The 17,532-nt window shown below is 35.6% G+C and carries 17 protein-coding genes; 11 read left to right on the top strand and 6 right to left on the bottom strand.

Annotation, left to right across the window (positions count from 1 at the left end):
• Positions 1-154: 154 nt before the first annotated feature.
• The gene (gene ribA / locus GQ594_RS02035) at positions 155-766 is read right to left on the bottom strand and encodes a GTP cyclohydrolase II (RefSeq protein WP_160400118.1); all 612 of its coding nucleotides are present in this window, start codon (positions 764-766) and stop codon (positions 155-157) included.
• Between the two features lie 101 nt (positions 767-867).
• Between ribA and GQ594_RS02030 the strand changes: the two genes are divergently transcribed.
• The 7 genes from GQ594_RS02030 to GQ594_RS02000 all read left to right on the top strand — a co-directional run bounded on the left by GQ594_RS02030 (position 868) and on the right by GQ594_RS02000 (position 8,036).
• Entirely contained in the window at positions 868-1,587 is a 720-nt protein-coding gene (locus GQ594_RS02030; protein ID WP_160411214.1) for a phosphatase PAP2 family protein, read from the top strand.
• A gap of 148 nt (positions 1,588-1,735) precedes the next feature.
• Complete coding sequence (locus GQ594_RS02025; RefSeq protein ID WP_202112418.1) at positions 1,736-2,041, top strand: LapA family protein; 306 nt, start codon at positions 1,736-1,738, stop codon at positions 2,039-2,041.
• A gap of 12 nt (positions 2,042-2,053) precedes the next feature.
• Positions 2,054-3,232, top strand: coding sequence for a lipopolysaccharide assembly protein LapB (lapB, locus tag GQ594_RS02020; protein ID WP_160411213.1), 1,179 nt, complete (start codon positions 2,054-2,056; stop codon positions 3,230-3,232).
• Positions 3,233-3,244: 12 nt separating this feature from the next.
• A complete protein-coding gene (locus tag GQ594_RS02015; protein WP_160411212.1) occupies positions 3,245-4,030 on the top strand; it encodes a YchF/TatD family DNA exonuclease in 786 nt (261 codons plus the stop codon).
• Positions 4,020-5,132 carry a ribosomal protein uL16 3-hydroxylase gene (locus GQ594_RS02010; protein ID WP_160411211.1) on the top strand — a complete coding sequence of 371 codons (1,113 nt, stop codon included), beginning with the start codon at positions 4,020-4,022 and terminating at the stop codon, positions 5,130-5,132. The genes GQ594_RS02015 and GQ594_RS02010 overlap by 11 nt, the downstream gene beginning before the upstream one ends.
• 184 nt (positions 5,133-5,316) lie before the next feature.
• Positions 5,317-6,558, top strand: a complete 1,242-nt coding sequence (locus GQ594_RS02005) for an MFS transporter (protein ID WP_160411210.1) — start codon at positions 5,317-5,319, stop codon at positions 6,556-6,558.
• Between the two features lie 269 nt (positions 6,559-6,827).
• Positions 6,828-8,036, top strand: a complete 1,209-nt coding sequence (locus GQ594_RS02000) for an aminotransferase-like domain-containing protein (RefSeq protein WP_160411209.1) — start codon at positions 6,828-6,830, stop codon at positions 8,034-8,036.
• Between the two features lie 117 nt (positions 8,037-8,153).
• Here GQ594_RS02000 and GQ594_RS01995 read toward each other — a convergent pair whose 3' ends face one another.
• The 5 genes from GQ594_RS01995 to GQ594_RS01975 form a co-directional block, all read right to left on the bottom strand.
• A complete protein-coding gene (locus GQ594_RS01995; protein ID WP_160411208.1) occupies positions 8,154-8,681 on the bottom strand; it encodes a hypothetical protein in 528 nt (175 codons plus the stop codon).
• A gap of 256 nt (positions 8,682-8,937) precedes the next feature.
• Positions 8,938-9,384, bottom strand: coding sequence for a hypothetical protein (locus GQ594_RS01990; protein WP_160411207.1), 447 nt, complete (start codon positions 9,382-9,384; stop codon positions 8,938-8,940).
• 214 nt (positions 9,385-9,598) lie between these two features.
• Entirely contained in the window at positions 9,599-10,261 is a 663-nt protein-coding gene (locus GQ594_RS01985; RefSeq protein ID WP_160411206.1) for a hypothetical protein, read from the bottom strand.
• A gap of 153 nt (positions 10,262-10,414) precedes the next feature.
• A complete protein-coding gene (locus tag GQ594_RS01980; protein ID WP_160400128.1) occupies positions 10,415-11,305 on the bottom strand; it encodes an SDR family oxidoreductase in 891 nt (296 codons plus the stop codon).
• A 383-nt stretch (positions 11,306-11,688) separates the two neighbouring features.
• Complete coding sequence (locus GQ594_RS01975; RefSeq protein WP_160411205.1) at positions 11,689-12,132, bottom strand: hypothetical protein; 444 nt, start codon at positions 12,130-12,132, stop codon at positions 11,689-11,691.
• 458 nt (positions 12,133-12,590) lie between these two features.
• On the opposite strand from GQ594_RS01975, the gene ilvG reads away from it, so the two are divergent.
• The 4 genes from ilvG to ilvD all read left to right on the top strand — a co-directional run bounded on the left by ilvG (position 12,591) and on the right by ilvD (position 17,531).
• Positions 12,591-14,270: an acetolactate synthase 2 catalytic subunit gene (gene ilvG / locus GQ594_RS01970; protein WP_160411270.1), complete on the top strand. Its 1,680-nt coding sequence runs from the start codon at positions 12,591-12,593 to the stop codon at positions 14,268-14,270.
• A 3-nt stretch (positions 14,271-14,273) separates the two neighbouring features.
• The gene (gene ilvM / locus GQ594_RS01965; protein ID WP_160400130.1) at positions 14,274-14,504 is read left to right on the top strand and encodes an acetolactate synthase 2 small subunit; all 231 of its coding nucleotides are present in this window, start codon (positions 14,274-14,276) and stop codon (positions 14,502-14,504) included.
• A 131-nt stretch (positions 14,505-14,635) separates the two neighbouring features.
• Positions 14,636-15,565 (top strand): branched-chain amino acid transaminase, encoded by a 930-nt coding sequence (locus tag GQ594_RS01960; protein ID WP_160400131.1) that lies wholly within the window; start codon positions 14,636-14,638, stop codon positions 15,563-15,565.
• Between the two features lie 115 nt (positions 15,566-15,680).
• Positions 15,681-17,531 (top strand): dihydroxy-acid dehydratase, encoded by a 1,851-nt coding sequence (gene ilvD / locus GQ594_RS01955; RefSeq protein WP_160400132.1) that lies wholly within the window; start codon positions 15,681-15,683, stop codon positions 17,529-17,531.
• Position 17,532 lies beyond the last annotated feature (1 nt).

Genomic DNA, 17,532 nt, shown 5'->3' with positions numbered 1-17,532 from the left:
ATAATTACGCAAATAAGCTAAAACCCTTTGGGTATATTTAAGCTTCATAAAAAAATCTCAAAATAAATATATTTTGAGATTTTTACCTAAACATTTATCACTATTTCATATAAATTCAGCCACCAATAAATTATTCGTAATTCAGCTAAATCGCTTAATGCTTGCAATTGCAGTGATGTAAATGAAGTATATGCCCCATTTTATTCGCTTTTGTTTCTAAATAATGTTCATTATTTGGATTTTCACCGACTTCCAATGGCTCTCGTTTTGTAATTTTGATACCTGAGCTTTCAAGTACTCTAATTTTTTCTGGATTATTGGTTAATAAACGAATTTGAGACACACCTAATAAATTAAGCATATCAGCACATAAAGTAAAATCGCGTTCATCCGCTGCAAAACCTAATTGTTCATTGGCTTCAACTGTATCTAATCCTTGATCTTGTAATGCATAAGCTCTAATTTTATTCAGCAAACCAATATTACGCCCTTCTTGACGATGATAAATTAAAATCCCTTTACCTTCTTTTGCAATTTGTTTTAAAGCTGCTTCTAACTGAAAACCACAATCACAGCGTAAACTAAAAAGTGCATCCCCCGTTAAACATTCAGAATGAATCCTTGTAAGCACAGGTGCATCACTAGATATATCACCAAATACCAATGCTACATGATCCTTCTTTGTTGCAATCTCTTCAAATCCAACAATAGTAAAACATCCCCAAGGAGTTGGTAATTTTGCTTGTGCAACACGTTTTAATTGCATTATTTTCTCCGTTTTAAATAAAACATAGATAAGATTTTATAAAAATAAATCTACATTCTATGCTAAAATATTAAGCAATTTGTACTTAATTGAGTTTATAAATGGGGTTAGTAATAAAAAAAACAATAGCTATACTAGCTATTTTCTTAACTGTGCCTTTAGTTATTATAGCCATAAATTGGCACTGGCAACCAACGTCATTAAATAATACATCTAAATATTTATTTTTAATAACCGAAACGGCCAGTTTTCCTTGGGCAATAATAACATCGGCAATTTTATTTTTAGTATTTTTCCTATTATTACCCAACATAACAAAAACAAAAATTGTTTTGTTATGGTTGCTACTTGTTAGCGCAATATTAAGTGGTCAAGTAATTAAAAGCTTTTTGAAATCGCAAACAGCCGAATCAAGACCTTATGTACTTTGGATGGCAAAAGAATTTAATATGACTGATCAACAATTTTATTCGCAAACAAAGTCAGAAAGAAAAGAACTTATCCACCAATTACTAAATAATTCAATAACAATCCCAAGTTGGTTATCTAACCACTGGCAACATGAAACAGGATATTCTTTTCCTTCTGGGCATACGTTATTTTCTGTCACTTGGGCATTTTTAGCTTTAACATTACTAAAATTTAAACGGCATTATGTAATAATATCAAGCACCATTATCTGGTCGGTATTAATTGAAATTAGTCGGTTATTACTAGGTATGCATCGACCAATTGATTTAATAACAAGCATATTAATCGCTTGGATAATTTCATTAATCTGCTGTTTTTATGCTAAAAAATGGCATATAGTAGATAAGTAACGCTTAAATAAAAATAAAAGAAATTCAATTTATAACAGACGGATTTAATTTTTGAACGTTATAATTAACAGCTTAACGAACCAAAGCAATTTATAGAAACAGACACATATAATAAAAACGTTTAACTAAAAACAAAAAGGTTAACATTATGAAATTTGTTATATCAATTTTATTGATAATTATCATTTTTGCCATCTCAATAGCAATAGGTTCAGCGAATGATCAACTTGTAACATTTAATTATTTGATTGCTAAAACTGAAATTCGTTTATCTGTATTATTAGCTATTTTGTTTGGTTCTGGTTTTATTATTGGTTGGATATTAACAGGCGTTTTCTTTTTAAAATCTAAATTCCAACACTCATCAACAAAACGTAAATTAAACAAATTACAAAAAAAATACGATGAAGATATAGCAAATCATCAACAAACAACCTTAACTAAACCCAATTAAGAATAGGTTACTATGTTTGAGCTGTTATTTCTGTTACTTCCTATCGCTGCCGGATATGGCTGGTATATGGGTAACAGAAATGCAAAACAAAAATATTTAAATGAATCTAATCGGCTATCTCGTGAATATGTAGATGGTTTAAACTTTCTTTTGTCTAACCAAAAAGATAAAGCTGTCGATCTTTTTTTAGATCTATTAAAAGAAGATGATGGTACACTTGAAGCGCATTTAACATTAGGTAACTTATTTCGCTCTCGAGGCGAAGTTGATAGAGCGATACGTATTCACCAAGCACTGTTAGAAAGCGCATCATTAACCTTTGAACAGCAACTATTAGCCATTCAACAATTAGGCCGAGATTATATGGTTGCAGGTTTTTACGACCGTGCCGAAAAGATGTTTTTGCAATTAATAGATGAAGAAGACTTTCAACAACATGCATTACAACAACTTATCATCATATATCAATCAACCAGTGAATGGATAAATGCCATTAACACAGCAACTAAACTAGTCAAACTTGGCAATGAAAAATACAGAACTGATATTGCACAATTTTATTGTGAACTCGCCTCACAAGCTATGACCAATAATGAACTAGACAAAGCAAATAACCTATTACAAAAATCAGCAACGGCAGATGCAACATGTGCTCGGACTTCACTCATGCTGGGTCGAGTTTTTATGGCTCAAAACAAAATAGAGCAAGCTATCGAATCGTTTCAAGAAATATTACAACAAGACAAAGCCTTTATTGGCGAAGCATTACCTTTATTAAAAGAGTGCTATCTAAAACTAAATAATCAACAGCAATTTCAACAATTTTTACAATTATGTGTCGAACAAGATAGCGGTAGCGTAGCCGAATTAATGCTTGCTGATCTTATAGAAAAACAGAAAGGCTTAGATGCAGCACAACATTACATGTACCGTGAATTACTTAAACATCCTAATTTAAAAGGATTTTATCGATTAATGAACTATCATGTTGCAGATGCAGAACAAGGCAAGGCGAAAGAAAGCCTGTTGCTTTTACGTAACATGGTAGGTGAGCAAATAAAAATTGTCCCGAATTATCGATGCCAAAAATGTGGATTTACGGTCAACTCCATCTACTGGTTATGCCCTGCTTGCCGTTCGTGGTCAACCATAAAACCTGTTCGTGATTTTGAACAACATACCAATAAATAAAAAGAGATTTCTATGTTTTTAATTGACTCTCACTGTCATTTAGATAGTTTAGACTTTAGTACTAAATCCATCAAAGATGTTTTACAAGAAGCTGTAAACAACGATGTTAAACATTGCTTAAGTGTAGCAACAACATTATCGGGCTATGAATCGATGAAACATCAACTTACCCCTTATAAACATCAATGCTCTTTTTCGTGTGGGATTCATCCGCTTAATTTAGACGATGAAAAGTATGATGCCGATCGTTTTCAAAGCTTAGCGCAAGAAAATAACGTCATAGCACTAGGCGAAACAGGTCTTGATTACTACTATCAACAAGATAATTTAGAACAGCAACAAGAAAATTTTAAAGAGCATATTCGATTAGGTCGCAAATTAAATAAACCAATTATTGTCCATACCCGTAACGCTAAACAAGACACATTAAGAATATTAAAAGACGAACACGTTCATTCTGGCGTTTTACACTGTTTTACTGAAGATATCGAAACAGCCAAACAACTCTTAGACATCGGCTTTTATATCTCATTTTCAGGAATCATCACCTTTAAAAATGCCGAAGCCCTGCGCGATGTTGCCAAATATGTACCACTTGATCGTATCTTGGTCGAAACAGATTCCCCTTACCTTGCTCCAGTACCACACAGAGGGAAAGAAAACCAACCAGCGTATGTTCGTGAAGTGGCACAATATTTATCCGCTTTAAAAGGCGTCTCATTAGAAGAGATAGCCCAAAAAACCACAGCTAACTTTTGTCGGTTATTCAATCTGCAAGGAAAATTAAATGAATTATAAATTAACCATTGATTGGAATGATTTTTTAACAAATTATTGGCAAAAAAAACCAGTAATCTTACGCAAAGCATTTACTAACTTTATTGATCCCATTACACCAGATGAACTTGCAGGGCTAGCAATGGAAGAAGAAATTGATAGCCGAATTGTTTCCAATAAAGATGGCGTTTGGGATGCAAAATATGGACCATTTACTGAATATCATAACTTAGGAGAAGATCACTGGAGCTTACTTGTTCAAGCGGTTGATCACTGGCATGAACAAGCTGCCACATTAGTTGAACCATTCAAATGCATACCACAATGGCAATTTGATGATTTAATGATTTCTTATGCAACACAAGGAGCAGGTGTTGGGCCTCATATTGATAATTACGATGTGTTTATTATTCAAGGCATGGGGAGCAGGCGTTGGCAAGTGGGTGATCGCAACCCAAATTATAAACAATTTAATGCACACAAAGCATTATTACATGTTGAAGATTACCAATCCATCATAGATGAAGAACTCACGACAGGCGACATTTTATACATTCCAATAGGTTGCCCTCATAATGGTATATCTATTGGTGAATCACTTAGCTATTCTGTTGGTTTTATGACACAAACATCGCAAGAACTACTTAGTAGCTTTGCCGACTATGTCATCGATAACCTACCTAATGGTATTTATTATCAAGACCCGAATTTAAAACTACCTAACGATCCACACCGAGTTCAACCTTATGAACTAACAAAACTACAGGATCAAATTATCGACTTAATCAAAACACCCCAATTATTTAACGATTGGTTTGGCAAACACATTACACAATCAATGCACGAACTAAATATTGTACCTGTTGAACCACCCTACGATTACAATGAATTCGAATCACTACTAAAAAATGGTTCAAAGCTACACCGAGTACCTAGCATTCGCATTCTTAAAGTAGGTGATTTTGGCTACATTCATGGTGAAAAAATTGACTTACCAATGCCTATCATCGATCTACTTTGTGAAACAGAAACATTATATTACAAGCATTTACAAAATAAAAACGTGCTTCAAATAATGCTTGAGTTTGTTAACAAAGGTTACTGGTATTTTGCAGAAGAATGACATAACATCCCGCCGATATTAAAATCGGCGGATAAAACAGCTATTTAAGCTTTAAGTTTGGCTTTTTATGAGTTTTAAGTATATACTTTCCCCCGCTTTTATTTACCCGCCGTTTAATCACAAATTAAACATTATAAAATGAAAATTTTAAGTAACTATCTAATTTTAAAAACTAGAGGTATACATGAAAACTGAAGCAAACACAGCCCAGCAAGCTGAAAGCGAAAGTGAACAAACAACGCCATACCAAAAGAAAACACTTTTTGCTTCCACCGTAGGTTATGCACTTGATGGCATGGATATGATGATTTTAGGTGTTTGTTTTAGCCTGATTTCGACAAGCTTTAACCTAACTAAAGCAGATTTAGGCACCTTAACATCAGTGACCCTACTTGGCGCAGTATTAGGGGGCATTTTATTTGGTGTACTTGCTGATAAATATGGTCGAGTTAGAGTTTTTTCATGGACGATTTTAATATTTTCCTTTTTTACTGGACTATGCGCAATTTCACCCAACTATGAGTGCTTTTTAATATTTCGCTTTTTAAGTGGGCTTGGTCTTGGTGGCGAATTTGGTATTGGCATGACGCTAGTTTCTGAAAGCTGGCCTAAAAATAAACGTTCAAGAGCAACATCAATTGTTGCACTAGGCTTTCAAGTAGGTATTATTTTAGCCGCATTGACTGTCAATTTTATTGGTGAAATTTATGGCTGGCGCTGGGCTTTTGCCATGGGTGTATTACCTGCTTTATTTGTTGCATGGACTCGTAAAGGTCTAAAAGAACCTGAAATTTGGCAAAACCTTAAAAACCAAAACAAAAATAAAATTGCCATTGGCAAATTATTTAAAAATCCCCGAACAATAGCAACAACAATAGGATTAACCATTGCTTGTGCAGTACAAAACTTCGGCTTTTATGGACTCATGGTTTGGATGCCAAACATGATTGCAACCGAACTCAAATTGCCATTTAAAAACACCATGTTTTGGACCATTTCAACCACTATTGGCATGTCATTAGGGATTTTGATTTTTGGTTGGTTATGCGACAAATTTGGCCGTCGTCCTTCTTACATTCTGTTTTTATTTGTTTCAGCCGTTTCGATTTGGTTCTATTTCCAACAAACTGATATGGTTATACTTATTATATTTGGTTCAGTGATTGGCTTTTTTGTCAATGGCATGATGGGTGGATATGGTGCGTTGCTTGCTGAGCATTACCCAACAGATGCACGATCAAGTGCTGAAAACATTATCTTCAATATAGGTCGTGGTCTTGCTGGCGTATCACAAGTGCTTATTGCCTATTTGGCCACTGTCTACTCAATTAGCTATGCATTAGCTTTATTGTCTGCCGCTTATTTATTATCGGCTGCTGCATTTGTCTTTTTAATACCTGAAACAAAAGGCAAAGCACTCGAATAAAATATCTCAAAAATAAAAAACAGGGCAACAGCCCTGTTTTTTTATATCAATACAAACTTATTATATTAAACAATTAAAATACGGCTAAATTGTTTAATTTGTTTTAATGACAAATTAAATATGCCATATTATAGTGAGCACGAAAATAATATTGTAACTAAAATATTGTCGATATCTAAATCATTCTAAAAAAGCATTATTCATTAAAATACAATAATGCACTGATAAAACCGACTATAAAACTATAAACAAGATAAAGGTGAGTATTTATGTTGTGGAAACTATCTAACCGAGCTATAGCATTGAAAAGCTCTGCTATTCGTGAAATTTTAAAAATTACCGAACAGCCTGATGTTATTTCATTTGCTGGAGGTTTACCTTCGCCAAATACTTTTCCAGTTCAAAAAATAAAAGACGCCTTCGACCATATTATTACCGCTGACGAAATGAGTGGTTCTTTACAATATGGACCAACCGAAGGTTATGCACCGCTACGCATCTGGTTAGCTGAATATTTATCTCAGCGTGATAACACTAACGTAAAACCTAACCAAATTTTGATAGTCACTGGTTCTCAACAAGCTTTAGATCTTATTGGCAAAGCACTGATAGACAAAGGAAGTAAAGTCCTAGTTGAAACCCCAACCTATTTAGGTGGATTACAATCTTTCACTCAATATGAGCCTGAGTATATTTCGCTAGAAGGTGATGAACAAGGCATTATTCCTGAAAAACTTGATGACAAAACGGCAGCCGATGCCAATTTTATGTATGTAATCCCTAACTTTCAAAACCCGACAGGACGCCGTTTACCATTAGCACGACGCCAACAATTAGCAGAAAAAGCAATCCGCAATAACCTTGCATTGGTCGAAGACGATCCTTATGGAGAATTAGATTACCAAGGACATCGTTTACCAAGCTTATACACATTAGCGCCAGAAAACACTATTTATTTAGGTTCTTTCTCAAAAATCTTAGCTCCAGGACTACGCCTTGGGTATATCGTTGCCAATGAAAAATTAATCAACAAATTGGTACAACTAAAACAAGCAGCAGATCTACATACCCCAAGTCTAACTCAACGTATTGCTTACCATGTAATAAAAGATGGCTTTCTTGATAAGCATATTCCAACTATTCGTGAATTATACGGTCATCGTTGCCAAGCAATGTTAAATGCATTACAAAAATACATGCCAACCACAGTCACTTGGAATAAACCCGAAGGAGGCATGTTTATTTGGATTGAATTACCAAAAAATATCAATGCGACAGAACTACTTAGCGAAGCAATCCAACATAAAGTTGCTTTTGTACCGGGTGAAACCTTTTTTGCTAATGCTATTCGAACTAATTGCATGCGACTTGCTTTTGTCACAGTACCAGAAGAAAAAATTGAACAAGGCATCAAAACATTAGCTAAATTAATCGCTAACTGGTCAGATATACTAGAAGAAAGCCCAATAATAATGTAGATTCATACCAATAAAAAGGACTCAAATAGAGCCCTTTTTATCTAAACTCGTCAAAATTGATAGATGTAATCCATAAACTTTAACTTTTTCATAATTTTAAATAAAATAAATATATCGTTATTTAGTATCACAATCGCTCGGTTTTACCTCAAATGACATTACTTTTTCGTTTCCAATGTAATAGTTATGACTGACACCATTTGGAAATGCGTCTCTAAACTGTTTAATTTGTGGGTTATTACCACAATAAATTTTTCTCAATGCCCCTCCTGTTTGATTTTTTGTGTCAGAGATTGATATCTCATCTTTTGAAGCATTAATAATATATTTATAATTCAGTAATTCACTAGCTTTTGCTATTTCAACTAAATCAGAGATTGATATTTCATCTCTTGAAGCATTAATAATATATTTATAATTCAGCAATTCACTATCTTTTGCTATTTCAACTAAATTAGTTTTTGCATCAACTTTAACTGGAAGCATTTTTTTAGCTTCATTAATAATGGTATCTTGTAAAATAGCAAGATCAGTATTTTTTGAAGAATCACCAACTACTTGGTTGGCATCAGATTTCGAATTATCACAACCGAAAAGAGCTAAACTCATCAAAATTGCAACTACTGCTAGTTTTAAACCTTTCATTGATATTCCTTTTTATTAAAGTTACCAATTTCATTTTTGCCAATTATTCAAAATACAGGCATTATCATTGTAAAATTTTTGAAAACAAATAGGTATAAAAATTATCATATTTTACATATTAAACAAAAATAAATAACCAATAAAAAGGGCTCTAATAGGCCCTTTTTATCTAAACTCGTCAAAATTGATAGATATAATCCATAAACTTTAACTTTTTTGATAATCTTAAACAAAATAATACAAAATAAATATATCGTTATTTAGTATCACAATCGCTCGGTTTTAACTCAAATGACATTACTTTTTCATCTCCAATATAATAGTTATGACTGACACCATTTGGAAATGCGTCTCTAAACTGTTTAAGTTGTGGGTTATTACCACAATAAACTTTTTTCAATGCCTCTCCTGTTTGATTTTTTGTGTCAGAGATTGATATCTCATCTTTTGAAGCATTAATAATATATTTATAATTCAGTAATTCACTATCTTTTGCTATTTCAACTAAATTAGTGTTTGCATCAACTTTAACTGGAAGCATTTTTTTAGCTTCATTAATAATAGTATCTTGTACAAGAGTAAGATCAGTATTTTTTGAAGAATCACCAACTGATTTGTTGGCATCGGATTTTGAGTTATCACAACCAAAAAGAGCTAAGCTCATCAAAATTGCGACTACTGCCGCTGGTTTTAAATCGTTCATCAATATTCCTTTTTATTTTAAAGTTACTAATTTTATTTTTGCCGATTATTCAGGCATTAGTATTGTAAAATAGTTGAAAGCAAATAGGTATAAAAATTGTCATATTTTACATTTTTAAACAAAAATAAATAATAAATAAAAAGGGCTTTAATAAGCCCTTTTATTGCTAATGAGTTTTAACTATTTATACTTATTGAATCTAATTAAACCATATTTAATCATTATCATCACAATCAGTCGGTTTTACACCCACTGAAAAAACTTTATCGTCATTGATATAATAATTATGATTAGCACCTCTAGGGAATACTAATCTTAGCGTCTTCATACTAGCATCATCACCACAATAAAACGCAACTAATTTATTTTGTAAATTTTTTTGATTAGTTTCAGCTAGCAATGCATCTTTAGTAATATTATTCACAACATATTTATAATTAATTGCATTACTATCTGTTGATACATCAACCAAAGTCATACTCGAATCAATAGTTGCAGGCAATTTTGTTTTAATCGCCTTGATCATCAAACCTTGAGCAACACCATAATTACCTTCTTTAATCTTATTAAGCATATCTTCTTTTTCCGATTTTGTTTGTTCATACAAATCTTTAGCCTTATCACTAACGGCTGAACTTACTTGCTTAACTTGATCGCCAATTTTTGAGCCTAATTGACTTGCTTTATCGCCAATTTCAGAGCTTAATTGACTCGCTTTTTCGCTAATTTGAGATCCTACTTGATTAGCCTTGTCATTTATTTCTGAACTTGTCTGCTCGGCTTGCTGCTTGATATCATCAGCTTTTGATTTTGAATTATCACAATTAACTAAAAAAAACCCTAATACTACTAAAGAGATTACTTTAAAAAGTTTCATATTATTCCCCTTCTATTTTTAATTTATATTGGCTATAGTGATTTGGATTCGCAATAACCTATTGATTTTAAAAATTGATTACCTATAAATCAGCTGTAAAAGCGCATAAAAAGCACTTTTACAGTGACCATTATCTATTAGCTAATTACTTAATTAGTTAATATGCATACCACCAGTAACACCATACGTTTCGCCTGTTGTATAGCTTGACTCTTCTGATGCTAAATGCACATAAACACCAGCAAGCTCAACAGGTTGACCTGCTCGTTGTAATGGGGTTTGTTTACCAAATTCAGGAATCACATCACTTGGTTGACCACCACAAATTTGTAGTGGAGTCCAAACTGGTCCCGGCGCCACGCTATTTACACGGATACCTTTATGTGCTAATTGTTTAGCTAAACCACGAGTAAACGCAATAATAGCCGTCTTAGTTGAAGCATAATCTAATAAATTACCACTAGGTTGATAAGCCTGAACTGACGAAGTAGTAATAATAGTCGAACCGGGTTTTAAATATCCTAAAGCTGCTTTAGTCATCCAAAAAAGCGAGAACACATTCACTTCAAACGTTTTTTTAATTTGCTCTGTGGTAAGGTCCATAATATTTTCGACTGCAGTTTGCTTACCGGCAACTAACGTCAAATTATCTAACCCACCTAATTTATCATGAGCTTCATCAACTAATTTTTTACAAAACGCCTCATCACTTAAATCACCGGGAATTAACACCACTTTACGCCCAGCGGCCTCAATAACTTTAGCAACTTCTTCCGCGTCTTTTTGTTCAACAGGAAGATAATTGATAGCCACATCAGCGCCTTCTTTAGCATAAGCAATCGCTGCTGCACGTCCAATGCCTGAATCGCCGCCAGTCACAAGCATTTTACGCCCTTCTAAACGATTATGCCCTTGATAGCTCTTTTCGCCACAATCAGGAATTGGGGTCATTTCACACTGTAAAGCCGGTGCAACCTGTTTTTGTTTTGGAAACTTGTCATGATGATATTTGGTAAGTGGATTATAGATTTTTTGTTTACGCATAATATGCTCCTAAGTTAATCTATATTTTTTATAAAACCTTAATATAATTTAAATAAAATCAATTAAGACTCACAAAATCCTATGTGTACTCATATCAATGTTAAAAATACTTAATCAACTCAATAAATTATATAGTTTAAGATTGGGACTTTTTTAAAGACTTTTGCTTTTAAAACTGAATTTTGCTACTTGGTAACACCTTCTAAATTTTCAAAAAAATTAAAAATAAGGACTAAAAATTCATTAAAGCTGGCTTTGAGTGGGCTTGGTGAGAACGGTGAAAATAGTCATATCAAAGCCATGATCGTTGTATAATTTTGTACTGGATTTAGTGTAGCAAATTAAAATTAACTAAGCTAGATATAGCGCATTAACAAAAAAGATCAATTAACTTCGCAATCTGTTGATTTTAATTCAATTATAATGATTTCTTTATTATTAATATCGTAGTGATAGTTAATACCATCCAGAAAATCATTTTTTAGTGTTCTCATCTCATCACTATTTTCACAATACGTCTTAAGCAATTTTTGACGAATAGCATCAATTGTTGTTGGTAATAATAGAGCTTGTTCAGGTGTATTTCGAACACTATAAGTATAATTAATTGTATTATGATCTTTTTCTACCCCAACTAACGTAGTGAACTCATCAATATCAATCGGTAACGCTTTTTTTATTGGTTCAATCACTTCATTTTGAGTATCGCTAAGCTCGCTGTTTTTTGAATCTGTATTGGACGCACTTTGTGAAGGGCTTTTAGCGTTATCACAGCTGATTAAAGCTAGATTTAAAAGTGCAAAAAGAATTAGTTGCAATATTTTCATACTGATATCTCATTTTAATGGTTTAGATATACGATATTTCTTAATATTACTCATGTTTACTATTTATACACCACATCATCAAAAACACCAAAACAAAGCATCAAAAATGATGTTTTTTTATACTGCAACAAAAAAATCGCCAAACCTTTTCAACAGATTATTGATACACATGACAAAAACGTCAAAAAACGGTTGCACTTTTTTTAAAAACGAGTATTTTGTTAAGAATAGTTTTTAAAAATGACAAAAAGTTAATTATATAACATTATGAAATTTTCACTCAAAATCGTCCTCATCAACATTATTGTCAGCGTGGTCATTATTCCTGCGCGGGGGCGTTTTTTGAATTAAAAATATGTTCATACATAGATCAAAAACCCCCGCCCTCAAAAAGCGGGGGTTTTTTTATGAACCTTATTTTTTATGAAAAATAAATGGGCAAAATAAGTGAGGAATCAATGTTAGGAACACAGTGGATAGTAAAAACTTTAAAAGAGAAAGGCGTAACTACCGTTTTTGGATATCCTGGCGGACAAATTATGCCACTATATGATGCGCTTTATGATGGTGGTATTGAGCATGTACTGTGTCGCCACGAACAAGGTGCAGCCATGGCAGCCATAGGCTATGCCCGATCAACAGGAAAAACAGGTGTCTGCATTGCAACCTCTGGCCCTGGTGCAACAAACATCATCACAGGTCTTGCCGATGCCTTAATTGATTCAGTACCGATTGTTGCCATAACAGGACAAGTTCCCACCAACCTTATTGGTACTGACGCCTTTCAAGAAGTAGATGTTTTAGGATTATCACTTGCTTGCACCAAACACAGTTACTTAATTGATGAGGCTAAAGACTTACCCAACACCTTAGAGCAGGCCTTTGACTTAGCCAATTCAGGCAGGCCGGGACCAATATTAATTGACATCCCCAAAGACATACAGCTTGCAAACCTAGAGTACCAAAACTATTTATCGCCATCCTTAACCAAAACTTCTCAACAAGATAACTCTCAATTATATCCAATCTTGCCTGATGATATAAACCAAGCCAAACAAATGATCGCCCGAGCTAAAAAACCAATCCTTTACATTGGTGGTGGTGTTGGACTTTCTGGAGCAATAGCCGAACTAAGACAATTCATGGCACTAACAAACATCCCAAGTGTATCAACACTAAAAGGACTTGGCGTAGCCGATCTTAATAACCCTTATTATTTAGGACTAATTGGCATGCACGGCGCCAAAGCAGCTAATTTAGCAGTGCAAGAGTGCGATCTACTAATTGCGTTAGGAGTGCGATTTGATGACAGAGTAACGGGCAATCTTAACGAATTTGCACGACATGCTAAAGTGCTTCATGTTGATATTGACCAAGCCGAAATCAACAAATTACGCCAAAGCCATTTAGGATTGCAAGGTGACATAAAACACGTGTTACCCTTGCTAAATCAAACTGTATCAATAAATGCATGGCATCAAAGGATTGATGAATTAAAAGCACAGCATCCAACCCGTTATGATCACCCAGGCGAAGCCATTTATGCACCAGCATTATTAAAAACCCTATCAGAGCGTAAATCGGCCGATGCAGTTATTACAACCGATGTTGGACAACACCAAATGTGGACAGCCCAGCACATGCGCTTTACCCACCCACAAAACTTTATCACATCAAGTGGGCTTGGCACTATGGGATTTGGTTTACCTGCTGCCGTTGGTGCACAAATGGCAAGACCGAATGACTGCGTTATTTGTGTATCGGGCGATGGTTCATTCATGATGAATGTTCAAGAACTCACCACCATCAAACGCAAACAGCTACCAATAAAAATTGTATTAATTGATAACCAACGCTTAGGCATGGTTCGCCAATGGCAAGAGCTATTTTTTAACGAAAGATACAGCGAAACAAACCTATCTGATAATCCCGATTTTTTAACGCTAGCCAAAGCGTTTGACATACCGGGGCAAACCATCAGCAAAAAGTCACAAATAAACGGTGCGCTTGACAACATGTTCAATTCCAAAGGTGCTTACCTTTTACATGTATGCATAGACGAATTAGAAAACGTATGGCCACTTGTACCACCTGGTGCGGCCAACGAAAACATGTTAGACAAAAGTGGCAAGGAGTAAGCAATGAACCAACAAACGCAACATCAATTAACCATAAAAGCGAATGACGCCTTAGGAACACTTGAACGAATATTGCGTGTAATCCGCCATCGAGGTGGACACATCGAATCAATGCAAATGCAAACATTCGAAAACAACACAATAACAATGACGCTACACTTAACGACCGAAAGATCACTATCAACATTACAAAACCAAGTCGCAAAATTAGAAGATGTCATTACAGTTGAATAAAAGATTAACCAAATTAATAAATAACTTAACAGTTAAACAAACACAAGTTCAGAGTATAATGCTTAACCATTAAAGCAAAATACTTACAGCAAAAAATGCTTATCAAATAAAAAATAAAGAGGAAAACAAAAATGGGTTCTACAGCAAAATCGGATTATATTTGGTTTAATGGCGAAATGGTTCCATGGGCAGATGCCAAAGTACATGTTATGTCGCACGCCTTACATTATGGAACTTCAGTATTTGAAGGGGTACGTTGTTATGACACCCATAAAGGCCCTGCTATTTTTCGCCATAAAGAACACGCACAACGACTATTAAACTCAGCCAAAATTTATCGTTTTCCTGTTCCTTATTCGCTTGAAGAAATTATGGAAGCAACTCGCCAAACCATCAAAAAAAATAATTTAAAAAGTGCTTATATCCGCCCACTTGTTTTTGTTGGTGATGTAGGCATGGGAGTCAACCCACCAGCAGGTTATCAAACCGATGTCATGATTGCCGCATTCCCATGGGGTGCCTATCTTGGCGAAGAAGCATTAGACCAAGGTATTGATGCAATGGTCTCATCGTGGCATCGTGTCGCATCAAACACCATTCCCGCAGCAGCTAAAGCGGGCGGTAACTATTTATCGTCATTACTAATTGGATCTGAAGCACGAGCAAATGGTTTCCAAGAAGGTATCGCATTAGATGTGCATGGTCACCTATCAGAAGGCGCAGGCGAAAACCTATTCATCATAAAAGATAGCATTTTATATACCCCAGTGCTATCGTCTTCAGCGCTACCGGGTATTACACGTGATGCAGTATTAACATTAGCACGCGACATTGGCATAGAAGTGCGTGAACAAACACTATCTCGTGAATCACTTTATTTAGCCGACGAAGTGTTTATGACAGGCACCGCAGCCGAAATCACCCCCGTACGCAGTGTTGACCGCATTCAAGTGGGTATTGGTCGTTGCGGCCCAATCACCAAACAAATACAACAAACATTTTTTGGCTTATTTAGTGGTAAAACCGAAGACAAATACGGTTGGTTAGATCCAATTAAATAAAAATCACTCCCACCAACTAATTTGGTGGGAATTTTTTAAACATCGAATTAGCTATATTGATTTATTATCGAGACAAAATAAAATCGTATGCATAATAAAAACTTGGGAGCAAAAAATGCCTAAATATCGTTCAGCAACCTCGGTCGAAGGCCGAAACATGGCTGGTGCCCGTGCATTATGGCGTGCAACAGGCGTTAAAAATGAAGACTTTGGTAAACCCATCATTGCGGTGGTTAACTCATTTACACAATTCGTACCAGGGCATGTCCATCTAAAAGACATTGGTCAACTGGTTGCAAAACAAATTGAAGCATCGGGTGGTATTGCCAAAGAATTCAACACAATCGCCGTTGATGACGGCATCGCCATGGGGCATGGTGGTATGCTCTATTCATTACCATCGCGCGAACTTATTGCCGATTCGGTTGAATATATGGTTAACGCACATTGTGCCGATGCAATGATCTGCATCTCGAACTGCGACAAAATCACTCCCGGCATGTTAATGGCATCACTTCGTTTAAATATTCCCACCATTTTTGTTTCTGGTGGACCAATGGAAGCGGGCAAAACCAAACTGTCAGATCAAATTATAAAATTAGATCTGGTCGATGCCATGATCCAAAGTGCTAACCCAAATGTCAGCGACGAAGACAGCAAAGCAATCGAAGAATCAGCCTGTCCAACTTGTGGCTCTTGCTCAGGCATGTTTACCGCTAACTCCATGAACTGCTTAACTGAGGCCTTAGGCCTATCCCTACCCGGCAACGGCTCATTAGTTGCCACACACAAACAGCGTGAACAACTCTTTTTACAAGCAGCAAAACGCATTGTTGAAATTACCAAACGCTATTACGAACATGATGATGAATCTTACCTACCACGCGCTATCGCAACTAAAGCCGCATATGAAAACGCCATGTCACTCGATATTGCCATGGGGGGATCGACCAATACCGTTTTACATCTGCTAGCAACAGCACAAGAGGGTGAAATCGATTTTACTATGTCAGATATCGACAAATTATCCCGCAAAGTCCCACACCTATGCAAAGTGGCGCCAAGTACTGCAAAATATCATATGGAAGATGTACACCGTGCTGGTGGCGTGGTATCAATCATGTCTGAATTAGACAAAGCAGGCCTACTCAATCGTAATGTTCACAACGTACTCGGTTTATCATTACAAGAAACCTTTACTAAATACGACATCAAACAAACTAACGACGAAACCGTCAAAAAAATGTACCGTAGTGGCCCAGCCGGCATTCGCACTACCAAAGCATTTTCACAAGACTGCTATTGGGACACACTTGACGATGACCGTCAAGAGGGGTGTATTCGTGATATAGCCCATGCCTATAGTCAAGATGGTGGACTTGCCACACTCTATGGTAACGTAGCACTGGATGGAGCAATTGTTAAAACTGCAGGCGTTGCTGCTGAAAATCTCATTTTCCGAGGCCCTGCCAAAGTATTTGAAAGCCAAGAAGATGCTGTCGATGCCATTTTAGGTGGAAAAATAATAGCAGGCGATGTAGTTGTCATTATTTACGAAGGACCAAAAGGTGGACCGGGCATGCAAGAAATGCTCTACCCAACCAGCTATCTAAAATCAATGGGACTTGGCAAAGCTTGTGCCCTTATTACTGATGGACGATTTTCAGGAGGATCATCGGGCTTATCAATCGGACACATCTCACCAGAAGCAGCAAGTGGTGGAGTTATAGGGCTAGTTCGTGATGGTGATATAATCGATATTGATATTCCAAATCGAAAACTCGTACTAGATGTCCCTAATGATGAACTTGAACGCCGCCGAGTCGCCGAACTTGCCCGTGGTGACAAAGCCTTTACGCCTCACCACCGCAACCGCCAAGTCTCTTATGCACTTAAAGCTTACGCTAGCTTAGCAACCAGCGCAGACAAAGGGGCAGTTCGTGATAAAAGCAAACTTGGAGGTTAAT

Origin of the sequence: Gilliamella sp. Pra-s52 (assembly GCF_009795805.1) — a bacterium.
Lineage (GTDB): Bacteria > Pseudomonadota > Gammaproteobacteria > Enterobacterales > Orbaceae > Gilliamella.
This window is presented reverse-complemented; position numbering and strand designations above follow the sequence as displayed.